24 protein-coding genes are annotated in these 22,771 nt (G+C 69.9%); 11 read left to right on the top strand and 13 right to left on the bottom strand.

The annotated features are described in order from the left end of the window. Positions 1–19 precede the first annotated feature (19 nt). The 5 genes from ACFQRD_RS00605 to ACFQRD_RS00585 all read right to left on the bottom strand — a co-directional run bounded on the left by ACFQRD_RS00605 (position 20) and on the right by ACFQRD_RS00585 (position 5,883). Positions 20–1,792: a DUF222 domain-containing protein gene (locus tag ACFQRD_RS00605; protein WP_377019130.1), complete on the bottom strand. Its 1,773-nt coding sequence runs from the start codon at positions 1,790–1,792 to the stop codon at positions 20–22. A gap of 394 nt (positions 1,793–2,186) precedes the next feature. Continuing rightward, positions 2,187–2,828, bottom strand: a complete 642-nt coding sequence (locus ACFQRD_RS00600) for a response regulator (protein ID WP_377019131.1) — start codon at positions 2,826–2,828, stop codon at positions 2,187–2,189. Then, positions 2,816–4,183 (bottom strand): sensor histidine kinase, encoded by a 1,368-nt coding sequence (locus ACFQRD_RS00595; protein ID WP_377803253.1) that lies wholly within the window; start codon positions 4,181–4,183, stop codon positions 2,816–2,818. The genes ACFQRD_RS00600 and ACFQRD_RS00595 overlap by 13 nt, the downstream gene beginning before the upstream one ends. Before the next feature lie 108 nt (positions 4,184–4,291). Beyond that, positions 4,292–4,783: an SRPBCC family protein gene (locus ACFQRD_RS00590; RefSeq protein ID WP_377803252.1), complete on the bottom strand. Its 492-nt coding sequence runs from the start codon at positions 4,781–4,783 to the stop codon at positions 4,292–4,294. A gap of 32 nt (positions 4,784–4,815) precedes the next feature. Further along, positions 4,816–5,883, bottom strand: a complete 1,068-nt coding sequence (locus tag ACFQRD_RS00585; RefSeq protein ID WP_377803251.1) for an NAD-dependent epimerase/dehydratase family protein — start codon at positions 5,881–5,883, stop codon at positions 4,816–4,818. A gap of 105 nt (positions 5,884–5,988) precedes the next feature. Here ACFQRD_RS00585 and ACFQRD_RS00580 point away from each other — a divergent pair, with 105 nt between their 5' ends. Further along, on the top strand, positions 5,989–6,723 hold the full coding sequence (locus tag ACFQRD_RS00580; RefSeq protein ID WP_377803250.1) for a TetR/AcrR family transcriptional regulator: 735 nt from the start codon (positions 5,989–5,991) through the stop codon (positions 6,721–6,723). Here ACFQRD_RS00580 and ACFQRD_RS00575 read toward each other — a convergent pair. Next, entirely contained in the window at positions 6,707–7,021 is a 315-nt protein-coding gene (locus ACFQRD_RS00575) for a hypothetical protein (RefSeq protein WP_377019136.1), read from the bottom strand. The two genes, ACFQRD_RS00580 and ACFQRD_RS00575, sit on opposite strands and share 17 nt — an antisense overlap. 219 nt (positions 7,022–7,240) lie before the next feature. Here ACFQRD_RS00575 and ACFQRD_RS00570 point away from each other — a divergent pair, with 219 nt between their 5' ends. The 5 genes from ACFQRD_RS00570 to ACFQRD_RS00550 all read left to right on the top strand — a co-directional run bounded on the left by ACFQRD_RS00570 (position 7,241) and on the right by ACFQRD_RS00550 (position 10,588). Next, positions 7,241–7,528 carry an FmdB family zinc ribbon protein gene (locus tag ACFQRD_RS00570; protein ID WP_377019137.1) on the top strand — a complete coding sequence of 96 codons (288 nt, stop codon included), beginning with the start codon at positions 7,241–7,243 and terminating at the stop codon, positions 7,526–7,528. Between the two features lie 61 nt (positions 7,529–7,589). Beyond that, on the top strand, positions 7,590–8,846 hold the full coding sequence (fmdA, locus tag ACFQRD_RS00565; RefSeq protein ID WP_377019138.1) for a formamidase: 1,257 nt from the start codon (positions 7,590–7,592) through the stop codon (positions 8,844–8,846). A gap of 55 nt (positions 8,847–8,901) precedes the next feature. Continuing rightward, positions 8,902–9,429: a hypothetical protein gene (locus ACFQRD_RS00560; protein ID WP_377019140.1), complete on the top strand. Its 528-nt coding sequence runs from the start codon at positions 8,902–8,904 to the stop codon at positions 9,427–9,429. Continuing rightward, a complete protein-coding gene (locus tag ACFQRD_RS00555; RefSeq protein ID WP_377019141.1) occupies positions 9,426–10,028 on the top strand; it encodes a class I SAM-dependent methyltransferase in 603 nt (200 codons plus the stop codon). Before ACFQRD_RS00560 ends, ACFQRD_RS00555 begins: the two co-directional genes overlap by 4 nt. Further along, the gene (locus ACFQRD_RS00550) at positions 10,025–10,588 is read left to right on the top strand and encodes an AAA family ATPase (protein ID WP_377019142.1); all 564 of its coding nucleotides are present in this window, start codon (positions 10,025–10,027) and stop codon (positions 10,586–10,588) included. Before ACFQRD_RS00555 ends, ACFQRD_RS00550 begins: the two co-directional genes overlap by 4 nt. On the opposite strand, the gene ACFQRD_RS00545 is transcribed toward ACFQRD_RS00550, so the two are convergent. From ACFQRD_RS00545 to ACFQRD_RS00525, 5 genes are all read right to left on the bottom strand, one after another. Then, positions 10,581–11,264 (bottom strand): alpha/beta fold hydrolase, encoded by a 684-nt coding sequence (locus ACFQRD_RS00545; protein WP_377019143.1) that lies wholly within the window; start codon positions 11,262–11,264, stop codon positions 10,581–10,583. The two genes, ACFQRD_RS00550 and ACFQRD_RS00545, sit on opposite strands and share 8 nt — an antisense overlap. A gap of 6 nt (positions 11,265–11,270) precedes the next feature. Beyond that, a complete protein-coding gene (gene ilvD / locus ACFQRD_RS00540; RefSeq protein ID WP_377019144.1) occupies positions 11,271–12,983 on the bottom strand; it encodes a dihydroxy-acid dehydratase in 1,713 nt (570 codons plus the stop codon). A gap of 76 nt (positions 12,984–13,059) precedes the next feature. Next, complete coding sequence (locus tag ACFQRD_RS00535; protein WP_377019145.1) at positions 13,060–14,115, bottom strand: PKD domain-containing protein; 1,056 nt, start codon at positions 14,113–14,115, stop codon at positions 13,060–13,062. After that, the gene (locus tag ACFQRD_RS00530; protein ID WP_377019146.1) at positions 14,102–14,797 is read right to left on the bottom strand and encodes a DUF6318 family protein; all 696 of its coding nucleotides are present in this window, start codon (positions 14,795–14,797) and stop codon (positions 14,102–14,104) included. Before ACFQRD_RS00530 ends, ACFQRD_RS00535 begins: the two co-directional genes overlap by 14 nt. A gap of 93 nt (positions 14,798–14,890) precedes the next feature. Beyond that, entirely contained in the window at positions 14,891–15,706 is an 816-nt protein-coding gene (locus tag ACFQRD_RS00525; RefSeq protein WP_377019147.1) for a spermidine synthase, read from the bottom strand. A 115-nt stretch (positions 15,707–15,821) separates the two neighbouring features. Between ACFQRD_RS00525 and ACFQRD_RS00520 the strand changes: the two genes are divergently transcribed. Next, positions 15,822–16,523, top strand: a complete 702-nt coding sequence (locus ACFQRD_RS00520) for a DNA alkylation repair protein (protein ID WP_377019148.1) — start codon at positions 15,822–15,824, stop codon at positions 16,521–16,523. 3 nt (positions 16,524–16,526) lie between these two features. Here the strand turns inward: ACFQRD_RS00520 and ACFQRD_RS00515 are convergent, their stop codons facing one another. Beyond that, positions 16,527–16,883, bottom strand: coding sequence for a VOC family protein (locus tag ACFQRD_RS00515; RefSeq protein ID WP_377019149.1), 357 nt, complete (start codon positions 16,881–16,883; stop codon positions 16,527–16,529). 308 nt (positions 16,884–17,191) lie between these two features. Here ACFQRD_RS00515 and dnaK point away from each other — a divergent pair, with 308 nt between their 5' ends. The 4 genes from dnaK (at position 17,192) to ACFQRD_RS00495 (ending at position 21,596) form a co-directional block, all read left to right on the top strand. After that, complete coding sequence (dnaK, locus tag ACFQRD_RS00510; RefSeq protein ID WP_377019150.1) at positions 17,192–19,066, top strand: molecular chaperone DnaK; 1,875 nt, start codon at positions 17,192–17,194, stop codon at positions 19,064–19,066. Continuing rightward, entirely contained in the window at positions 19,066–19,764 is a 699-nt protein-coding gene (locus ACFQRD_RS00505; RefSeq protein ID WP_377019151.1) for a nucleotide exchange factor GrpE, read from the top strand. Before dnaK ends, ACFQRD_RS00505 begins: the two co-directional genes overlap by 1 nt. 168 nt (positions 19,765–19,932) lie before the next feature. Then, entirely contained in the window at positions 19,933–20,979 is a 1,047-nt protein-coding gene (locus ACFQRD_RS00500; protein WP_377019152.1) for a DnaJ C-terminal domain-containing protein, read from the top strand. Positions 20,980–21,158: 179 nt separating this feature from the next. After that, the gene (locus ACFQRD_RS00495) at positions 21,159–21,596 is read left to right on the top strand and encodes a heat shock protein transcriptional repressor HspR (RefSeq protein ID WP_377019153.1); all 438 of its coding nucleotides are present in this window, start codon (positions 21,159–21,161) and stop codon (positions 21,594–21,596) included. Here ACFQRD_RS00495 and ACFQRD_RS00490 read toward each other — a convergent pair. Then, positions 21,514–22,764 (bottom strand): glycosyltransferase, encoded by a 1,251-nt coding sequence (locus ACFQRD_RS00490; RefSeq protein WP_377019154.1) that lies wholly within the window; start codon positions 22,762–22,764, stop codon positions 21,514–21,516. The genes ACFQRD_RS00495 and ACFQRD_RS00490 overlap by 83 nt on opposite strands. Positions 22,765–22,771 lie beyond the last annotated feature (7 nt).

The following is a 22,771-nucleotide window of genomic DNA, read 5'->3' as shown; positions in this document are numbered from 1 at the left end:
CCACCTGATGGGCGCGACTCTATCGGCCGGGCCGGCGGCGAGGTGGGGGAACCGGGTCGTCCGGAGGCTCTGCACCGAGCGGGCGAGCCTGATGCGCGTCGGGGACCGCGGAGTCGAAGGGGAACGGCGCTGATTCGGAGGGGAACGGCTCGTCCCGGGCCGCGCCGGCCTCACGCGGGGCCGGCGGATCAAGCAGACGGGGTGTCCGGGAGGTGGCGTGGGCACCATGAGGACTCTGCCAAGCCCAGCCACGCGGGTCCGTCGCAGCGGGCGCTGTCGGATCCGTCGGGTCGGCGGTCGTGGGAGCGCGGCCTGTCGCAGCGGGGTCGGTTGACGTCAGCGGGGTGAGCACCCACCGTCCGTGCTCCTTGAGCAGGTTGCAGCGCACGCAGAGCCCCTGACCATTGGCATAGCTGGTCGGCCCGCCCTGGTGATGCGGCCGCGCATGGTCGATCTGCCGGATGATCGCATTGCACCACGGAGTGCGGCAGGTGACATCACGCCATCGGATCATGCGCGCCAGGCCGGCGGGGAACACGCGGGCGCGAGACTCCATTCCCGTCAGCTCGCCGGTGGTGGGGTTGGTGTAGAGACGCCGGTAGAAGGCGGTGACGTCCTCGTCGGGGTGCTTGTCCTCGCTGCCCCGCAGGTAACCCGGGGGAGTGCCGCGGAGGGTGTCGGTGATGATGTGCGCGGGGATCGCGCCGTAACCCTCGAGCTGCGCGCATTGCGCCTCGTCGTCCCGCCCGAGCAGGGCGGTGTCGGTGATGATGACTCCGACATCGAGTCCCTGCGCGGGACGACTGGGTTTGCGGAAGGGCGCGTCGCCCTCTTGGGTGACGCCCGGTTCGGCTCGGTCCGATCCTGGTCCGTCTTGGACGGCCGCTACCAGCAGATCGGCTTCGAGCGCGGAGACGGATTCCCTGGCGCCGCCGGCCTTCAGCGACTGTGCGCCGCGGTTCAGGGTCTGCATCATCCCGCTCGCGTCGACGCCGCGCAGGATGCCGGTCACCCGCGCCATGCCGTCGCTGAGCGGAGTCATCCTCACGTGCCGCGCTCGCGCCGCGCGCTCCGCCCGCGCACGGGAGTTGTGCGGCTCCATCCGCTGGATGATCTCCTGGACGCCGCGGCGTACCCGTCGCGGCCCCATGCCCTGGAGCGACTGCGGGTCCTCGCTCACGATCTCGTCGATCCGCGCGCACGTGGCAGGTTCGGCTCCGTCGAGCGCACCGGAGAGGGCGGCGACCTGCTGCTGCGTGACGTCCCCGTCCCGGAGCGCGGAAGCTACCCCCGGCAGCTGCTCGACCAGCCGACGGGACGAACCCAGGGAGAGGGAGGCGGACGAGGGGGAGACGCGACGCGCCAGGCCGATCTCGTGCGCCGCGCTCCGCCCTTGCTGGTCCTCGTCCACGTCAGCGTCCCTGTCCGCCGCGCGGATCCGGGCTTCGGCCTCGACCTGCCAGCGGGCGTCGATCGCCGAGAGTGCGGAACGCAGTTGATCGAGGCCGGCGAGCACGGCCAGTGCTTCCTGCGGCGTGCCGGGCACCGTGGAGGGGAGCGGATCGCGCACCGACGTGGTCCGGGTGAAGGCCTGCAGCGCGGCGTCGACGACCTCGGCGACCAGAGAGCCGGCTTCGTCGTGTCCCTCGAACCGGGCGAGTCGGCGCGCGACGTCGCGGAGCTGTGCGCCCCTTTCCGGTCCGGCCTGCGCACGTCCGCCCGGCGGGGTCTCACCCGGCCGGGCGTCGTGCCCGTCGGCCTCCCCGCTGCTGCTCGAACTCGTGTGCTCCATGCCTCGAGCGTACGCACATTCGAAACCCGCCAATAGGCCGCGGTCAAATGTGTGGACAACTTTTCCTATGTGGACGAAATGGTGGAGAAGTGGTCGCTGGGGAGGAATGATCCGAGCCTCCGTGACGCGACGCCCTGGCCCTGAGCTCCGCTGCACCACGCGCAGGTGGCCAGGGGTTCCGCTGGCAGGCGGCGGGACGAAGAGGCCTGGGCGGTGCCACGCACCGTAGTCGCACCGCGGCTACGGCATCGCGACCACACGAAAGTCCATTCGTCCAGTCCGTTATTTCTCTGGGGAAAACCGTGTACTGGGGAGGAATGGTCCCGGTGGGGCCGGCCGTGCCGACGGGAACAGGTACCGCAACCGGATCGGGAACGAGAACTGCAGGGTGGGTTCAGCGGCCCAGCAGGGTCAGGACCGCCGTCACGCGGCGATGCACGCTCGAATCCTCGCTCAATCCCAGCTTGGCGAACAGTCGCTGGGTGTGCTTCTCGACCGCGCCGCCGCTGATGTAGAGCCGCTGCGAGATGCCCGCATTGGTCAGGCCCTCGCCCATCAGTTCGAGCACCTCCCGCTCCCGCTGGGTCAGATCATCCAGCGGCGTCCGGCGACGCGAGGCGATCACCTGGCCCACCACGTCCGGATCGATGGCGACTCCGCCGTCGGCGACACGCTCGACGGAGTCCAGGAAGGAGCGGATGTCGAACACGCGGTCCTTCAGCAGGTACCCCGTGGCCCGTTCGCCGCTCTCGATCAGCTCGGTCGCGTAGCCGATCACGACGTACTGGCTGAGCAGGATGATCGGCGCCTCCGGCCAGGCCCTGCGAATCTCCTGCGCGGCGCGCAGACCCTCGTCGGTGTGGCTGGGCGGCATGCGGATGTCGGAGATGATCAGGTCGGGCCGCAGCTCCAGGGCGCGCACCACCAGTTCGGTGCCGGTCGCCGCGGTGCCGGCCACGGTGTGCCCGGCGTCCTCGAGCAGGAGCCGCAGCCCCTCACGCAGCAGGGCCGAGTCGTCGGCGATCAGGACCCGCACGGGATCACCGCCTCGATCCGGGTGCCGGCTCCCTCCGGTGAATGCACGGTCAGTCGCCCCTCGAGGGACGCGACCCGGCCGGCCAGCCCGGCGAGTCCGCCGCCGGTGCGCATCTCGGCGCCTCCGCGCCCGTCGTCCTCGATCCTCACCCGTGCATCATCGCCGATCCGGGTGATCTCCACGTGCACGGAGTCGGCCTCGGAGTGCTTGGCTGCGTTCGTCAGTGCCTCGGAGACCACGTAGTAGATGCCGATGTCGACATGATCGGGCAGATCCAGCTGTGGGCATTCGATGCTGGTGGGGATGGGGGAGATGGCCGCGAGCTCGGTGAGGGCGGCTGCCAGGCCCCGGTCCACGAGCACGGGCGGGGCGATGCCGCGGGAGAGGCGGCGCAGATCATCGAGCGTGAGGCCGAGCTGCTCGCGGGTCTCTCGCAGCACGGCCTGCGCCCGCTCGGGGTCGTTGACCGACAGAGCTTCGACCCGTGCCAGGTCCATCGAGGCTCGCACCAGGCGCTGCTGCGGGCCATCGTGCAGGTCGCGCTCCAGGCGGCGCAGGGCGGTGGATTCCGCGGTGCGCCCGGCGGCGCGGGACTCCTGGGTGCGCAGCAGCTGCTGCTGCTCCTCGTAGCGCGAGCTGAGCAGCCCGCGGGCCACTGCCTGGTGGGCAGCGGTGAGCCCGCGCACGAGCGGGCCGACGGTGAGCAGGAAGAACAGCCCGCACAGCATCTGCAGGCCGATATCGACCGTCAGCGCGTTGCGTCCGGTGAAGCCCAGCAGCTCGGCGAGCCCGTTGCCGGTGGAGTCGGGGAGGACCTGCTCGAGGATCAGGGTCGAGATGGGGCCGCCGACGGTGGCGATCGCGCCGAGCGTCCACGCCAGCGCGAGCGGGAAGGTGACCAGCGCTAGCAGGAAGTTCACGAGGATCCACAGCGCATCCAGCCACGACTGCGGATCGGTGAGCGGGGTGAGGAGGCGTCGCATCCGGCCGGCCCCGGCCGGAGCCGGCTTCGCCGCCGGCGTGGGCAGCTCCGTGCCGAGAAGGCCGGATTGGATCGCACGCTCGGCCATGGTGAACCCGCGAGCGGCGACCACCCCGAGCACGAGGATCGCGAGGCCGATCCAAATGATGGCGGTGCCCGCGCCCGCCGCCAGCAAGGAGATCACCAGGGAGAACCCCACGGTGCCGAGAAGCAGGGCGATGAAGCTGTAGGCCAGGAAGCGGCCGATCCGTGAGGCCCAGCGGCCGACGGACCAGCGTTGCGGGGCGTGGGTCTCGGTGCTGCGGGGCACGTCGGGGCCGGACGCGCCGGCGCCCGGGGCTTCGACGCTGCGGGGCATGGTCATCGTGTTCATGCCTCAACTCTGCCGCCGGATGTTCGCCGGCCCCATCCTGTCACCAGGCCGGTGGTTGTCGGGCATGCCCGACAGCGGCGGCTCCGCCCCACAGCAGGGGACGTCGCCTCAGCTGCTCTCGAGCACGCGTTTCAGCTCGGCCAGATCTGCCGAGACGGCCGAGGCGTCCTCCTCCAGCTCCTGATCCGACATGCTGCCGCGGCGCAGCGTGAACAGCACCTCGCTGCGCTGCTCGTCCAGCGGCAGCACCCGCATCGGATTCAGCGTCGACTCGCCGTCGGGCAGCGTCACCGTGTGGTCGAGCACTCCGTAGGCATTCTCCGGGACGAAGCTGACCAGCACGCGGCCCATCGGAGAGTTCATCGACCACTGCGAGACCTCGCGCTGGACATCGCCGCCGGCCAGTCCCGCCGCCCAGCGGGGGAGGTTGCGCGGATCGCTGACGTAGTCGTACACCTCGCGCCATGGCCGCTCGATGACGACGTCGAGGTGGACGGACGCGCTGGCGGAGCCCGCGGCGGTGGAGGGCTCCGTCCTCCTCGGCCGCTGCGCGTTCTCTGAGTTCTCTGGTTTCCCTGCGTTCTCCGGCGTGGCGCTCATGCCGCCGACGCTAGCAGCCGGCTCCTGCGTCTTCACGCGCCGACCGGATGCTCCGTATCAGGCGCGCCCTGCGACGCAGTGCTCTCCGAGACGGTGCTGCGCGGGTCCGTCGCCCCTGCCGTCCCCGCCGACCCCGCCAGCTGTGACGCCCGTGCCGCCTGCGCGGTGTCCCGCAGCGCGTCGGTCCACGACGTCGGCGCCAGGTCCTCCTGGCTGGTCAGGACACCGGGACGCAGGACCGCCGGCGCGTACCAGAGCCCGGAGATCCCGTGCAGCTCGCGCGCGAAGCTGTTCAGCGCTGCCAGCATCCGCAGCGCGACGCGCGGGATCGGCACGGGCCGACGCACCGGCTGATCGAGCAGCTCGGACGCGGCTGCGATCAGTTCGGACTGCGAACGGGCAGGGGCCGAGGGGGCGTGCAGGACGGCATCGCCACCGGCGCCATCAGGCGCAGAAGCCCCGCCTGCCAGGCGCTCGGCGTTCCGGGCGGCGTGGAGCATCGCGACCGCCAGGTCCGGGATGTAGGTCAATGTATGCGGGGCGCTCGCGGACCCGAAGAGGATCGGCCGGGAGCCGGCGGCGATCCGTTCGATGAGCATCGTGGTGACCACGGCGGCTCCGGTGCCCAGTGCCGTCGGCCCGATGAGGTCCGAGGCGATGATGCTGACAGTGCGCGCCGGATGCTGCCGGCGCTGCTCGAGCAGCTGGATGCGCACCCGGCCCTTGGCGTCGCGGGGTGTCGGGGCGGCGCCTTCGACGAGATCGCCGGCCTCTCCCACGAAGCCGTACATCGACTCCGGGAAGATGACGGGGATTCCTCGCGCGGCTGCTGCATCGAGCACGGCGCGCTCGCGCGGTGGGAGGTCGCGCTCCCAGACCCGTGCGTCGTAGACGGCGTGGAACGTGGCATGGACGGCGTCGGCCTCCGAGATGGCCTCGGCCAGCGCCGCCTCGTCGAGCACGTCGCCCGTGACCCGGCCGATGCCGGCGGACGGCGGGACGGGGGTGCGGCGCAGGACGGTGACCTCGTCCCCGTCGGCGAGGGCGCGCTCGATGATCGCGCGCCCGATCTGTCCTTCTCCGATAACCAGGTGATGCATGACGGCCTCCAAAGTGTGAGCACTGCTCTCTGTTGTGGAATCAGTGAACACTGCTCTCGGGTCGAAGTCAAGAGCGGTGCTCTCTGTCTGTGGCAGGATGGCCGTATGTCCGCCAGCGAGACCGCGAATGCCCGGCCGCCCCGCACCCCGCGCGCCGAGGCGCGCGAACGCACCATGCGACGGATCGTCGAGCTCGGGAACGCGCAGCTCGCCGCATCCGGCCCGGCGGCGCTCAGCGTGCGCGAGATCGCGCGCGGCCTGGGCATGGTCTCCTCCGCCATCTACCGCTACGTGAGCAGCCGTGACGAGCTGCTGACCCTGCTGATCGTGGAGGCCTACAGCGATCTGGCCGACGCGGCCGACGAGGCGGTCGCCGGCGCCGGGGACGATCCGCGCGCGCGGTTCATCGCGCTGGGCGAGGCCATGGCCGCGTGGGCCATCGCCCAACCGGAGCGGTGGACGCTGCTCTACGGCACACCGGTGCGCGACTACGCCGCTCCGGCCGAGACCACCAATGCCGCTGGTACGCGCACCATCGGCACCGTGCTGGCGATCGCGGCCGACGCCTCGACGGCGGGCTCCTACGACGGCGCCGTACCTCCGGGTGCCCGGCCCGATATGCCGCCCGAGGTCGAGTCACTGCTGGCAGAGAGCCTCGAGGAGTTCGGCGTGGGAGCCGATGCCGCCACGGCGGCCCGAGCCGTCACCGCCTGGAGCGGGCTGATCGGCATCATCAGCGCCCACGTGTTCGCTCAGCTCGGACCCGATGCCGTCGCCGTCGGCGAGAAGATCCTGGACGTCCAGATCCCGATGCTGGCCGACCTCATCGCGCCTCGCTGACTCGATCCAGCGCTGCCAGCGCCGTGCGGGCGACCGCCCCGACGCTCGCGGGCTCCCGCAGGCGGGCGCGGTCGGCCTCCGGGGAGACCACCACCCAGCGTGCGGCGCCGCGCCGGCGCATCCGACCGATCTCGATGCTGCCGCCCGTCGGCAGCGGGATCACCAGCGCGCCGCTGGGGCCCACCTGCATCCGCTGCGCGAGATCGGGGCGTTCCCCGACCAGCAGGTCCCGGATCTGCTCCCGCTCGCGCAGCGCAGTGCTCGGCGGGTCTGCGATGTTCGCGATCCTCTGAGCCATGCCTGGACGCTACGGACGGGCTCCGACAGATGGGCGGCGGGCCGGGAGCACGGCTGCGCCGCGCGTCCGCCGTGCGGGCCGCCGGATCACGTCGCCATCACGGCTCCAGTGTTCCTGTACGGCTGGTCGGCGAGCAGGCTAGAGTGGCAATGGTTATGACGCACGTCACGTGATCGGTCCGCGTGGCGGCCGCGCGCACGGCGAGGCTCGGAGGTCGAGGTGCCGCTGTACGAATTCCGGTGCGAGAGCTCGCACGTGCACGAAGTGATGCTCCCGATCAACGCCGAGGCGCGCGAGGCGACGTGCCCTGCGTGCGGGGGCGCCTCGGTCCGGCTGATCAGCTCGGCCCGGCTCGGCCGGCTGGGGTTCGACCGCGCGCAGCTCATCGAACGCACCCAGGCCAGTGCGGATGCTCCGGGGGTCGTGGACCGGATCCCCGGCACGGGGTCCGGGAACTCCGCCCCCACGACGACGGACCCTCGCCACGCGCGCCTGCCTCGCCCCTGAACCGCATCACCCCAATCCGGTGGGACCGGGCATCGGCTCCGCCGCCGTGGAAGGAGAGATCATGCCCCAGAACGTCTTCCCGCTGGACTCGACGAAGGCCTTCACCGATCAGCAGAAGCGTGGCCACAACCGCTGGCATCCCGAGATCCCGCCGACGGTCAGTGTCAGGCCCGGCGACACCTTCCGCGTCGACTGCCGCGAGTGGTTCGACGGATACATCAAGAACGATGATTCCGCCGAGGACATCGCGTCGGCTCCGCTGAACACCGTCCATGCCCTGTCCGGGCCGATCCGGATCGAGGGTGCACGGCCCGGCGATCTCCTGATCGTGGACATCCTCGACGTCGGCCCGATCCCGCAGGAGGATGAGGGGCCCCTGGCCGGGCAGGGGTGGGGCTACACGGGCATCTTCGCCAAGCGCAACGGCGGCAGCTTCCTGACCGACGAGTTCCCCGATGCCTACAAGGCCGTCTGGGATTTCCAGGGCGATCGGGCCACGTCCCGGCACGTGCCGGGCGTCGAATTCACCGGCATGATCCACCCCGGACTCATGGGCACCGCGCCCTCGCCCGAGCTGCTGACGACATGGAACGACCGCGAGGCCGCACTGATCGCCACCGACCCCGACCGGGTTCCGCCGCTGGCGCTACCTCCGGAGCCCGACGGGGCGGTTCTCGGCGATGTGCCCGAGGGCGAGAGCAATCGTGTCGCGGGAGAGGCCGCCCGCACGGCACCACCGCGGGAGAACGGCGGCAACCAGGACATCAAGAACCTCACAAAGGGGACCCGCATCTTCTATCCCGTCTTCGTCGACGGCGCGAACTTCTCCGTGGGCGACCTGCACTTCTCGCAGGGAGATGGTGAGATCACCTTCTGCGGCGGCATCGAGATGGGAGGGTTCATCGACGTCCACGTCGATGTCATCGAGGGCGGTATGGACAAGTACGGCGTCACCGAGAACGCCATCTTCATGCCGGGCACCACGGCGCCCCAGCACAGTCAGTGGCTCTCCTTCTCCGGCACCTCCGTGACGCTGGACGGCGAGCAGCGATACCTCGATTCCCATCTCGCCTACCAGCGCGCGTGCCTGCATGCCATCGACTACCTCTCGACCTTCGGGTGGTCGAAGGAGCAGGCGTATCTACTGCTCGGTGCCGCCCCGATCGAAGGCCGCTTCTCCGGCGTCGTGGACATCCCCAATGCCTGTGCAACGGTGTACCTGCCGCTGGACATCTTCGACATCGACATCCGACCCGGTTCGGGGGAGGCGCCGAAGATCGATCCGGGTATCGGCGCGCCGCACGCAAGCATCGGGTGACGGGGCTGGCCCCGCTGCGCGGATGCTCGGTGAAACTGACGTGGAGAGGGCCGGAGTGACGAGGACGAGCCCGACGTGCTCTGACGAGCTCGTACGCATCGCGGCGCCACCGGGAACCGGGAAGACGACCGTGCTGCCCCACCTCGTGGAGCTTGCGCACGGTCGAGCCGCCGTCGCTGACATCGACGAGATCCTGCAGGACGGGAAACTGCTCGGGGTCAGGATCGCGGACCCGACAGCGGCACCGATCTGGCCCGCTTACGATCGTCTGTGGAACCGGATCAGTGACATCGTCACCCGCGCGGGGTTCCCGATGCTGCTGTTCACCCAGGTCCCAGGGCCAGAACAGGACCCGGCGGATCTGCGACTGCTCGGCTGGGAGGTGGACGACGACGTGCGAACAGCACGCCTTCGGGCGCGCTCGGAGAGCGAACTCCTGACCGATGACGCACGCCAGGATGCCGCGATGCTGCGGCAGATTCTTCCGTCCGAGCGACTCGTGCGGACCACCTCAGACGCCGCCCCCGCTGAGTGCGCCCGCGAGCTCTGGTCCGCCGCGCAGAAAGTTTGGCGCGCCTCATGAGCGCCGTCGATGCCTACTCGAGGCGTGCCCAGGAGTACTCCGACCTCCTTGGCAGCATCGATGCCATGGCTCCGACGGACCGCCACCGTATCGAGACGTGGGCGGCCGAGGTGCACGGGCCGATCCTCGACGCCGGGTGCGGGCCCGGGCACTGGACCGCGCACCTGGCCTCGCTCGGTCACGACGTCGAAGGCCTCGACCCGGTGCCCGAATTCCTGGACATCGCCCGCCGGGCCCACCCCGAAGTCGCCTATCGAGCCGGATCCTTCGGAGATCTGGTCCACGAGCCGGGCAGGTACGGCGGGGTCCTGGCATGGTATTCGCTGATCCATCTCGATCCGGTCCAGGTGCCCGAGACCTTGTCGATCCTGCACGACGCGCTGCGCCCCGGCGGGACGCTCCTGCTCGGTTTCTTCGACGGGCCGTGCCAGGAGGCGTTCGACCACGCCGTGGCCACCGCCCAGTACTGGCCTGCCGCTCATATGGCCGAGCTGCTGGGATGCGCCGGATTCGACGTGCTCGAGGTGGAGCAGCGCCAAGATCCGGGCGTGCGGCCCCACGCCGCGATCACAGCTCGGCGCCCCGGGAGTCAGGCATGAAGGAACACATCTCCGCCACGCCCACGCTGATGCTCATCGGCGGTGCACCTGGCAGCGGGAAATCTACTCTCGCCTCGACGCTCGCGGCCGAGCGCCCCCTGGCGCTCGCGCTGGACATCGACACCATCAAGCACTCCCTCGGGACCTGGGAACGCGATCCCACGGCCGCAGGGCTGCAGGCCCGCCGACTCGCAGTGGCGATGATCGATCGGCACCTGACCGACGGCTACGACGTCGTCCTCGGGCAGTATCTGGCGCGCACGGCGTTCCTCGAGGAGCTCGAGAGTCTCGCCGCCGCGCGCAGGGCCCGGTTCATCGAGGCCGTGCTGGTTCTCGACGAATCGACCCTGGCACGGCGACTGGCAGGCCGGCGCGAACGGCCGGACCGGCCGGAGCACACCGTCAACGACCGTTTCGTCGGCCCGGCCGACGCGGGCGACCTGGTGCGTTCGATCGATCAGGTCCTCGCGCTGCGCCCGGGCGCCCATCGCGTCGACGCGTGCGGAAGCCCGGAGGAGACCGCGGCAGTTCTTCGACGACTGCTCACCGGAGTCAGCTGAGCGAGGTCTCCAAGGCGTCGGCCAGCTCCCGGGGGTGGCTGAGGGCGACGCAGTGGCCCCCGGGAACCTCTTCCGCCTCGACTCCGAGTCGCGCGCGGGCGAGGCGGCGCAGGAAGTCCGCAGGGAAGAAGCGATCCTCGCGGCACAGGAGGAACCGCGTCGGGACCTGCGGATGCTCCTCGAGCGGCCACGGATCCTCGAAGGACCGTCTGGACTGACCGCGCGAGCGGCGCATCGCCTCCTCCGCCAACTCGTCCGGGACCCCGTGGAAGAAGCTGACGAAGGGATCCTCGTGGCCGGTCACGCCGCCGTCACGCGCGGCCTGGTTCTCGACGGCCTGCGAGTAGCCGGTGTTCGACCACCAATCGCCGGCGCGCTCGCCGGGAGCGGGAATCATGGCGGCGAGGTAGACGAGTCCTCGCACTCGCGCCGGCATCCAGCTCGCGACGAGCGGGGCCGTGAAACCCCCGAAGGAATGACCGACGACCACGACGTCCTGCCGATCGCCGACGGCGCCGATGACCGCGTCTGCGGTCTCCCGGTGGCCTGTGGCCTCGTCCTCGCAGGGAAGGTCGGGCGCCACGACGTCGTGCCCGCGCGCCCTCAGCTCGGCCTCGACGAGGTGCCAGGACCATCCGACATCGCCGGCGCCGTGGAGGAGGACGAACGTGGCCATGACCGCTCAGTCCCCGAGGATCGCGCCCTTGGACGCGGACTTCACGAGCGTGACGTACTTGCCGAGCACCCCCTTGGTGAACTTCGGGGGCAGGGGAGTCCAGCCCTCCAGCCGGCGCGCCAGCTCGACCTCGTCGACCAGGAGGTCCAGGGCGCCGCTGGCGACGTCGAGCCGGATGCGGTCCCCGTCCTGGACGAACGCGATCGGGCCGCCGTCGACGGCTTCCGGCGCGATGTGGCCGACGCACAGTCCGGTGGTGCCGCCGGAGAAGCGCCCGTCGGTCATCAGCAGCACGTCCTTGCCGAGCCCGGCGCCCTTGATCGCGCCGGTGATCGAGAGCATCTCTCGCATGCCGGGGCCGCCCTTGGGGCCCTCGTAGCGGATCACGACCACGTCGCCGTGGGTGATGGTGCCGTCGTTCAGGGCATCCATCGCCTGCTGCTCGCGGTCGAAGACCCTGGCAGCGCCCTCGAAGACATCGGCCTCGAACCCGGCGGATTTCACCACGGCGCCCTCGGGGGCCAGCGAGCCGCGCAGGATCGTGATGCCGCCGGTCGGGGCGATCGGCGCCGAGGCGGGGCGCAGCACTGTTCCGTCAGCAGGGCGCGGTGCGAGGACCTCGAGGTTCTCGGCGATCGGGCGGCCGGTGACGGTGAGGCAGTCGCCATCGAGTAGTCCCTCGTCCAGCAAGGTCTTCATGACCACCTGGATGCCGCCGACGTGGTCGACGTCGTTCATGACGTAGCGGCCGTAGGGCTTGAGATCGGCGAGGTGGGGGACCTTCGCGCCGATGCGGGCGAAGTCGTCCAGGGTGAGGTCGACCCCGGCCTCGTGGGCGATGGCCAGCAGGTGCAGAACGGCGTTGGTGGAGCCGCCGAACGCCTGGACCACCGCGATGGCGTTCTCGAACGCCGGCTTGGTCATGATGTCGCCCGACGTGATGCCCCGGCGCAGCATGCCGACGACGGCCTCGCCGGCCCGGCGGGCGTCGGCATCGCGGCGACGGTCGGCCGACGGGGGAGTGGCGGATCCCGGGATCGACATGCCGATCGCCTCGGCCACGGTCGACATCGTGTTGGCGGTGTAATAGCCGCCGCAGGCGCCCTCGCCGGGGCAGATGGAGCGTTCGATGCGGCCGACGTCCTCGCGGCTCATCAGCCCTCGCCGACAGGCCCCGACGGCCTCGAAGCCGTCGATGAGGGTGACGTCCTTCTCCGTGCCGTCGGTGAGGGTGACGCGGCCCGGCATGATCGTGCCGGCGTAGACGAACACGCTGGCCAGGTCCAAGCGGGCCGCGGCCATGAGCATGCCCGGCAGCGACTTGTCGCAGCCCGCCAGCAGCACGGAGCCGTCGAGGCGCTCGGCCTGCATGACGGTCTCGACCGAGTCGGCGATGAGGTCGCGGGAGACGAGGGAATAGTGCATCCCGTCGTGGCCCATCGAGATGCCGTCGGAGACGGAGATGGTGCCGAACTGCAGCGGGTATCCGCCCCCTGCGTGGACGCCTTCCTTCGCGGAGCGGGCGAGACGGTCCAGGGACAGGTTGCACGGCGTGATCTCGTTCCAGGAGCTCGCGATCCCGATCTGCGGCTTGTCCCAGTCGTCATCGCCCATTCCCACGGCGCGCAGCATGCCGCGGGACGCGGTGGCGGCGAGGCCGTCGGTGACCTGGCGGCTACGGGGCTTGATGTCCGGTGAGGCGTCGTCGTTGGCGGTCATGGTGGCGAGCCTATGACCCAGCTGACGGGATGTATACGCCGTCTCCAGCGTGTCGGGCGTACGGCCGGATGGTGCCTCAGATCGTGCGGTGCGTGGCGCTGGGGTCTTTGGGGCCTTCGGTGTCTGTCGTGCGCCCGGGTATCCAGGGGTCTTCCTCCTCGTCGACCGGGACGTTGCCGTTGACGAGCCTGGATTCCAAGGACTTGGAGTAGACGGGCACGGACTCCGATTCGATCTCGATCGAGCCCTCGATGTCCTGCCATTCCCCGCCGTTCACGGAGAACTGCCCGGTGAATGTCGTGGTGAGGGTGATGTCGTACCAGCCCTCCTGCGTGTACGTGCTGGAGACGGCCTCGGAGGGGTATGGCTCGCCGGGGTTGTCCGTGGTGATCGTGTTCCCGTCGCCGAGGTCCCAGTGGTACGAGACGGGCGTCGCTCGGACGGCGACGGGGGTATCGAGGAGCGTGACTTCGAGTTCCTGGGACTCGGCCTCGGCGTAGAGCACGTTGACCATGTTCACCGGGAGCCAGCCATCGACCGGTCCGGCATGAGGCTTGAGCGGATCGACGGGCATCTGCGCGAAATCGCTCTGGGTGACAGTGATGACGATCGGTTCGGCCTCGGCCATCTCAGGAGACCCGGGCATGGCGCACCGGAACCCCATGTCGGTTTCTTCTCCAGTCTCGTTGTCGATACGCGTGCCGCGCTGCGTGACTCCCTCACTGTCGGTGTCGCCTCCGCCGCCGCCACCGCTGGAGTTGTACATGACGTCGCCATTGCCGCGCATGGGCGCGCTGTCTGATTCGCAGGATGCAGCGTCCGGGTCGCACTGCCACGCGGCGTCGGCGGACATCTCGCAATCGTCGAATGCGGAAACGGCTTCCCAGACATAGCTGTATTTTGGTGCGTTTCCATCCGATGAATCGTTTGTCGTCGATGAGGAGTCGGTAGACTCGCCCGAGTCTGTCGTGGCATCTTCCAGAGACGCTGCAATTTCTTCTGGCGTTAATTTTCCTTCTACTGGCGGGTCGTCTGCTTCGGCACTGAGTGGGGCGGAAAATAGAATGATGGCGGCGAGAAAGATCGTGACTAGATTGTGTTTTCGGTGGATGTGTCGATTAGCTGTGAGCATTCTCGCTCCACTCAATGCTCATTTCGCTGACAGTCCACTCTCCAGACGTCCAGCTCATCCCGCCGATAGCTGTGTACTCGAGATGGGTGACATTCTGTCGACCAGAGAAGTCGGGGCTCGGGCGGGAGTGTGGGCCAAGCTCGAATTCGTATCCGATCTCGTGTTCAAAGTTGGGTGATTCATGGATTGCTGTGGCGATGTCAGTCACTTCGACCTCGCTCCAATAATGTCCGCCGTCTGCAATTTGCTTTAGGTCTTCGTTCAAGTATGCGCAGCCTTCGCACGCATCGGATTGCAGCGTCTTGAGTAGTTCGTCGCTCCCCGTCTGGTGCGCCCACATGGAGACGGCGATGTAATACCGGAACGCCTGCTCCGCGCCCTCCGGCGTGTGCTCGTCCATGCCTGCATACTCCGCAGGATCGGGAGGGGGGATATCGGGGGCGGCTGCGCTCGGGTCCGCTTCGCCGTTGCCGCCGCCATCGCTGGAGTTTCCGCCGTCGCTGGGCGCGCCCTCGCCATCGGAGCCTCCTCCGTCGCTGGCACCTCCGCCGTCGCTGCCACCGCCGGTGACGGTAACGTCAGGGGGCGGGCTGGTGACGGGGCCGTCACTACCGTCGCCGCATGCCGCGAGGCCGAGGGTCAGAGCGGCGGCGGCCGCGGCGGAGAACAGGCGACGGGGCATGGAGATGCCTTCCGGGAGTGCGTCAGGTCACCTGCACGCTATCTGGCCCGCGTCTCCCGCGTCCTCCAGTCGCAGAGATTGTGGATAACCGGCTCAGCCGAAGGCCTCGACCGTCTCGGCGGGGTCGAGCACCGCGGCCGGGTGCGGGCCGGCCTTCTTCCACGCCGCCCGCCACGTCTCGACCTCGGGTGACGACAGTGCCCCGCCGGCGAGAAGCACCATGTTCCCGTCGGCCGGATGCGACAACAGCGTTGCGTGAGTCAGCGTCCAGACCCCGGAGAGGCCGCGCGCGGCCGCCGCCTCCTCGAGCTCGCGCACCTGACGTGCGAGGAATTGCTGGCCGGCGTCGTCGCCGACGTTGACCAGCAATACGCCGTCGTCCGTCAGGTGCTCGAGCGCCTCCACATAGAAATCCTGCGTGGCCAGATGGGCGGGGGAGGACTCGCCGGAGAACACATCGAGCACGATCGCCTCGAATCGTCGGACTCCCATGGCCGCGAGCTCGGCGCGGGCATCCCCGATCACCACGTCCAGATCCGTCCCGGTGGGCAGGGGCAGCGCGGAGGTCACCAGCGTCGGCAGCTCGCGCTCTATCTCGACGACCACCTGCGCGGAACCCGGCCGGGTGGCCTGGACGTACCGCGCCAGGGTCAGGGCGCCCGCCCCCAGGTGTGCGATCCGGATCGGCTGGCGACGCGGCCATGCCTCGTCCAGCACGTTCGCCATCCGCCGCAGGTACTCGTGCACGAGGTGCGTCGGATCCTCGAGGTCGACATGGGACTGCTCCACCCCGCCGATCTGCAGGACCCAGCCGCCGTCGACCTCGTCCTTCACGATCCACGCTGGCTGGTCGGAGGTGCTCAGTTGCACGGTGCGGCGCGCGGAGGGAGGCAGGTCGGATGCAGACATGGCGACATTGTCGCGGACACGGGAGGAGGTCAGCGGATTGAGGGCGTCGCCTGCGACGCCGCTCGCGGTGGCTGCACGTATCCTGCGCGTAACTCCGAGACCGAAGGACGAGCACTTGGCCGATCGCGAGCAGGATGCCGACGACCTGACCGCGGTGGCGGCCGAGGTGCTGGAGGAGCTGGCCTCGCTCGAGGACCCGCGAGTTCGGGCCGTCAACGAGAAGCGCGGCGACGACCATGGCGTGAATCTGTCCGCGCTTCGCGCCCTTGCCAAGCGACTCAAGACGCAGCCCGATCTTGCCCGTGAGCTGTGGTCGACCGGCGAGACCTCTGCCGAACTGCTCGCCGTGCTCATCTCGCGGCCCAAGGAGTTCGGCCGCGATGAACTCGACGCCATGCTGCGTGAGGCTCGCGCTCCCAAGGTCCACGACTGGCTCGTGAACTACATCGTCAAGAAGAGCCCACACCGCGAGGAGCTCCGCCAGGCGTGGTCGGCGGGCCCGGATCCGGTCGTCGCCAGCGCCGGCTGGGCGCTGACCAGCGACCGGGTGGTGAATAACCCGCACGGAATCGACCAGTCCCGGCTCCTGGACATCATCGAGGCCGAGATGAAGGACGCCCCCGATCGTCTGCAATGGTCCATGAACCACTGCCTAGCGCAGATCGGCATCCACACGCCGGAGCTGCGTGAGCGGGCGCGGCGGATCGGGGAGCGGCTCGAGGTGCTCAAGGACTACCCCACGCCCCCGAACTGCACATCGCCCTATGCCCCGGCCTGGATCGACGAGATGGTGCGACGCCGGGAGGCGATCTCCTGAGATCTACGTGAGCGGGCGCGAGAAGTCGAAGACGAGACCAGGAGCGTCGTCGACGGTGACGGAGGCCGAGCGCTCGCCGTAGTCCATGTCCTGTGGCTGCCGGACGGCGCGGGCGCCGCACGCGACGGCCTCGCGGAACGACTCGTCGACGTCGTCGGCTGTCAGGTGCAGTACGAGATTGCCGGTTGCGGGCTCGCCGTCCGCCGGGGCGTTGATCCACAGAGGGACGTCTCCCGGGAGCTGTAGCGCTGCGAACGTCCCGAAGTCGCTCTCCACGCTCCAGCCGAATACGGTGCTGAGCGACCGTGCTGCCCGGGAAGGGTCCGGCAGCAGCGCCGTGAGGGCTCGGATCGCGGGCATCTATGCCTCCTTCGGCTCCCGCCGGATCGTCCGACGGATCGGCTCCCGCCGGATCGTCCGACGGATCGTCTCGTACCGCGAACCTACGCCAAAGACGTGGTCTCCGTCACGCCGTTCCGGATCGGGAATGTGCGGCGCATCCCCGTAGTTGAGTCGGGTGTACTCAAGTTCGATGCGTCCCGGATTGACAACGATCGCGACGGGTCCTCTACTTGAGTGCGTACAGCTCAAGGCTTGCCGCCGGCCCACGGCGGCCGGCATCGCACGAACCCGTTTGCGGCGTTCCCGTCGCAGAAAGGCAGGCACTCATGTCCCGTGTCGTCGGAATCGACCTCGGTACCACCAACTCCGTCGTCTCCGTCCTCGAGGGCGGCCAGCCCACCGTGATCGCGAACGCCGAGGGCGCTCGCACCACCCCGTCGGTCGTCGCCTTCTCCAAGCAGGGCGAGGTCCTGGTCGGTGAGGTCGCCAAGCGCCAGGCCGTGACCAACGTCGACCGCACCATCTCCTCGGTCAAGCGCCACATGGGCACCGACTGGAGCACCGAGATCGACGACAAGAAGTACACCGCGCAGGAGATCTCCGCGCGCATCCTCGGCAAGCTCAAGCGCGACGCCGAGTCCTACCTGGGCGAGGACGTCACCGACGCGGTCGTCACGGTCCCCGCGTACTTCAGCGACGCCGAGCGCCAGGCCACGAAGGACGCCGGCACCATCGCCGGCCTCAACGTGCTGCGCATCGTCAACGAGCCCACCGCCGCGGCCCTGGCCTACGGCCTCGAGAAGGGCAACGACGACGAGCAGATCCTCGTCTTCGACCTCGGCGGCGGCACCTTCGACGTCTCCCTGCTCGGCGTGAGCAAGGACGAGGAGGGCTCGACCATCCAGGTCCAGGCCACCGCGGGCGACAACCGCCTCGGCGGCGACGACTGGGACCAGAAGATCGTCGACTGGCTGATCTCCCAGGTCAAGAACAAGGAGGGCGTGGACCTCTCCAAGGACCGCATCGCTCTGCAGCGCCTCAAGGAGGCCGCCGAGCAGGCGAAGAAGGAGCTGTCCTCCTCGACCTCCACGAACATCTCGCTGCAGTACCTCTCGATGACCGAGAACGGGCCGCTGCACCTCGACGAGAAGCTCACCCGGGCTCAGTTCGAGGACATGACCTCCGACCTGCTCGAGCGCACCAAGGCGCCGTTCCACCAGGTCATCAAGGACGCGGGCATCTCGGTCTCCGAGATCGACCACGTGATCCTGGTCGGCGGCTCCACCCGTATGCCGGCTGTGACCGACGTCGTGAAGTCCCTGACCGGTGGCAAGGAGCCCAACAAGGGCGTCAACCCCGATGAGGTCGTCGCCGTGGGCGCGGCCCTGCAGGCCGCGGTCATCAAGGGTGAGCGCAAGGACGTCCTGCTCATGGACGTCACCCCGCTCAGCCTCGGCATCGAGACCAAGGGCGGCGTGATGACCAAGCTCATCGAGCGCAACGCGGCCATCCCGACCAAGACGTCCGAGGTGTTCTCCACCGCGGAGGACAACCAGCCCTCCGTGGCGATCCAGGTGTTCCAGGGCGAGCGTCAGTTCACCCGGGACAACAAGATGCTGGGCACCTTCGAGCTGACCGGCATCGCCCCGGCTCCCCGCGGCATCCCGCAGATCGAGGTCACCTTCGACATCGACTCCAACGGCATCGTGCACGTGACCGCGAAGGACCGCGGCACCGGCAACGAGCAGTCCATCCAGATCACCGGCGGCTCCGCCCTGTCCGACGAGGACATCGACCGCATGGTGAAGGACGCCGAGGCCCACGCCGCCGAGGACGAGGAGCGCCGCAAGAACGCCGACGCCCGCAACACCCTCGAGCAGCTCGTCTACCAGGGCGACAAGGTCCTCAAGGACAACGAGGGCAAGGTGCCGGATGCAGATCGCACCAAGGCCGAGGAAGCCATCAAGGAGGCCAAGGAGTCCCTCGCCAGCGAGGACACCTCCACCGAGGACCTCGAGTCCAAGCGCGACGCGCTGAACGAGGCCCTGCAGGCTGTGGGCACCGCGATCTACTCCCAGGCCGAGCAGGAGGGTGCCGAGGGCGCCGCCGGGGCCGAGGGTGCCGAGAGCGGTTCGACCTCGTCGGACGATGACGACGTGGTCGACGCCGAGGTCGTGGACGAGGACGAGGAGAAGAAGTGATGAGCGAGGACCAGAGCACTCCCGACGACGCGCAGCGCCCCGAGGGTGAGCCCCGGTTCTCCTTCAACGACAAGCGGAAGGTGAACCCGGAGGACGGCAGCGTCCGTGACTCCGGCGCCTCGGAGACCGCCTCCGCCGGGAACGAGCAGGACCCGGCGGAGGGCGCCGAGCCCGTCGACCCGATCGAGGCCGAGGCCGCGAAGCTCTACGAGCAGGCGGCCGAGGGCGATGACTCCGGCAGCGGGGTCCCGGCAGATGCCGGCCGGGTGGCCGAGCTCGAGGGCCAGGTCACCGAGCTGACCGAGCAGCTCAGGCGCGAACAGGCGGAGTACGTCAACTCGCGCCGGCGCATCGAGGGCGCCGCCGAGGCGGGCAAGGAGGCGGCCGTGGGCCGTGTCCTGACCTCGCTGATCGGCGTCCTGGACGATGTGGAGCTGGGGCGTCAGCACGGCGACATCGCCGAGGGCACCCCCTTCCACTCGATCGCCCAGAAGCTCGAGGACACCCTCGGGTCGCACGGTCTGAGGCGCTACGGCGCCGTCGGGGAGGAGTTCGATCCGAACCTCCACGAGGCGCTGATGCACGAGCAGGCCGACGACGCCGAGACCACCACGATCGCGCAGGTCATGCAGCCCGGCTACGCCCTGGGCGAGCGCGTGCTGCGACCGGCGCGGGTGAGCACCCGCGGCCCGGCCTGACCGGTCGCACCTAGGGGCGGCGCGGGGCCCTGCCGGCCATCACCCGGCCGGCAGGGCCCCGCCCTCCCCGCCCCGGCGGGCGTGTCCCGTCGGCCCCATATCTCTCACCCACCGACTCACCGCCCACCGACCCCAGGAAGCCCCTGACGCTCCCGAAAGGAGACGCACATGTCCGGACAGGACTGGCTCGACAAGGACTTCTACGCGGTCCTCGGCGTCTCGAAGGACGCGAGCGCGCAGGAGATCAAGAAGGCCTATCGGGCCAAGGCCAAGAAGTTCCACCCCGACCGTCATCCCGACGACCCCACGGCCGAGGAGAAGTTCAAGGAGGTCGGTGAGGCCTACTCGGTGCTCAACGATCCCGAGCAGCGTCAGCAGTACGACGCGATCCATGCCATGGGTTCCGGCGGCGCGCGCTTCTCCGCGGGCCAGGGCGGCCCCGGCGGTGCAGGCTTCGAGGACGTCTTCTCCTCCATGTTCGGCGGCCAGGGCGGCGGCTTCTCCGGCGCCGGGGCACGCGGCGCCCGGGGCGGCGCGGCAGAGCCGGATCTCGAGGACATCCTGCGCATGTTCGGCGGGCAGGCCGGCGGTGGCTACAGCAGCGGTCCGGCCGGATTCGGCGCCACGGGCGGCTTCGGCGGCGCCGGTGGACCAGGCGGCGCCCCGCCGAAGGGGGCCGACATCTCCGCCCGCACCCGCATCGGCTTCCGCGACGCCGCGCTGGGCACCGAGATCCGCCTGAACGTCGAGGGACGCACCGTGACGGCGCGCATCCCGGCCGGCGTGCATGACGGCCAGAAGATCCGGCTGCGCGGCAAGGGACGCCCCGGTCCCGGCTCGGCCCCGGCGGGCGACCTGCTGCTGACCCTCGACGTCGAGGAGCATCCCGTCTGGAGCAGTGACGGCGCGAACCTGCGCCTGACCGTCCCGATCTCCTTCGACGAGGCGGTCCTGGGCACCACGCTGTCGGTGCCGCTGCTCGACGGCGGCTCCGTGAGCGTCAAGGTGCCACCGGGCACCCCGTCGGGCCGCACCCTGCGGGTGCGCGGCAAGGGCATCACCACGAAGAAGACCACGGGTGATCTGCTGGTCACCGTGCAGGTCGCGGTGCCCACCCACGTCGAGGGCAAGGCCAAGCGGGCCGTCGAGGATCTGCGCGAGGCGCTGGCCGACGAGGACCCGCGGGCAGGACTGGCGGAGGCCGCCGCCCGCTGACACCCGCTCCGGCGGGGCGGCCTCGCCGCTCCGCCGGCGCGGCCTCTCGCCACCGAGTCCTCGTGCGCCGGCTGCCGCCGGCGGCAGGCCCCGGCCTGGCAGAGTAGGACGGAGCAGAGAGCAGACCTCGCCCGACGTAGGTATCCCGCGTAGAACTGGCGCAGGAAGGAGCATCCCCGATGGCCGGCCCGCACCGCATCGACGAGCGCGCACCCGTGTTCGTGATCTCCGTGGCCGCGGAGCTGTCCGGGATGCACCCGCAGACGCTGCGCCAGTACGACCGGCTGGGCCTGGTCTCCCCGCAGCGCACCCGCGGGCGGGGCCGGCGCTACAGTGCGCGCGACGTCGCGAAGCTGCGCGAGATCCAGCGACTCTCCCAGGACCAGGGCATCAACCTCGCCGGGATCAAACGGATCATGGAGCTGCAGGACGAGGTCAACGACCTCGCCGACCAGCTCGAGAGCGTCCAGGAGACTCTCGACGCGATGACCCCCGCGCAGCGGCGGGTGTTCTCGGCCGACCGCGACGGGGAGATCAGCGCGCTGCGCCGGGGCGAGAGGCCCCAGCGGCGCGGCGGAGGCGCGCTCGTACTGTGGCGTCCCTCGCGTCGGCAGTGAGACCGCGCGAGCGGCGATGGGGCTGCACGCCCGTCAGCCGGTAGATCTCCTCGAGCCGGCGGGCCACCGAGCGCAGATCGACGTCCTCGGCGGCGAGCCGCCCGGCCTCGGTGAGGTCCTCGAGCCGCCCCTCCAGCAGATCGGTGAGCTTGCGCGCGACCTCGGCCGGGAACTCGGGGCCGTCGCCGGCGACCTGGTGGGTCAGCACCCCGTCGGGCATCCGGTCCCGGTACAGCGGGATGGCCCGCACCAGGGCGGGAACTCCGCAGGCCAGTGCCTCCCACAGCACGATCCCCTCGGTCTCCTCCTTGGTCAGGAAGCAGAACACGTCCGCGCCGCAGTAGGCCTCACGCAGCTTGTCGGGGCGGAGGTAGCCGGGGAACAGGGCGTTCGAGGGCGCAGTGGCCAGAGCGCGCTCGACGTCGGCCGTCAGCAGGCGCTCGTCCGTGCGGCCGTACCAGACGAAGGTGACCTCGGGCATCCGTCGGGCCACCTCGACCCAGTCGAGGATCCCCTTGCGCACCAGCTGCATGCCGACGCTGATGACCACCTTCGCATCCGGGGCGATGCCGAGGGACTCGCGCAGCCGCGGCCGCGCCTCGGGATCCGGACGGAAGAACGTGGTGTCCACGCCGTTGGAGAGCACATGGATGCTGCTGGTGATGCCGTACTTCGGGTCCGAGACCAGCTCCCGGGAGTACTCGCTGGGCGTGACCACGGCATCCCCGAGGCGGTACAGGTGCGAGATCCACCGCCGGAACAGCGGCGCGAGCTGGTTGGAGCCGGGGAAGGAATCGCGGAAGTCGTTCTCCGTCGAGTGCGCCCACACCAGCACGGGCCGGCGCCATAGACGGGCCCAGCGCGCGAGGAGCGGGGTGTCCGGGAAGGGGGTGTTGAGGTGGACGACATCGAAGGGGAGCAGCGGATTGGTGACCACCTTGTGCCCGAGCGCGCGCACCACGGACTCCTGATGCCGGATCGCCGCTCCGATCCCGGATTCGCGGGCGAGCCCGGCCATGCCGTGCGGCATGAGCACGCGCAGCGGCTCATGGGTGCGCACGTTGCGGCGCGGGTGCCGCCCGGGCAGGAGAGTGTGGACGACATGGTCCAGCCAGTGCACGGCCGGGTCCCAGGGCCGGCGGGGGCGCCTGACGGCGCGGGTCCTCATGAGCATG

Source organism: Brachybacterium sp. GCM10030268 (genome assembly GCF_042666305.1).
GTDB lineage: Bacteria > Actinomycetota > Actinomycetes > Actinomycetales > Dermabacteraceae > Brachybacterium.
Note: the sequence above shows the minus strand (reverse complement) of the source record. Positions and strands in the feature narration are given on the sequence as shown.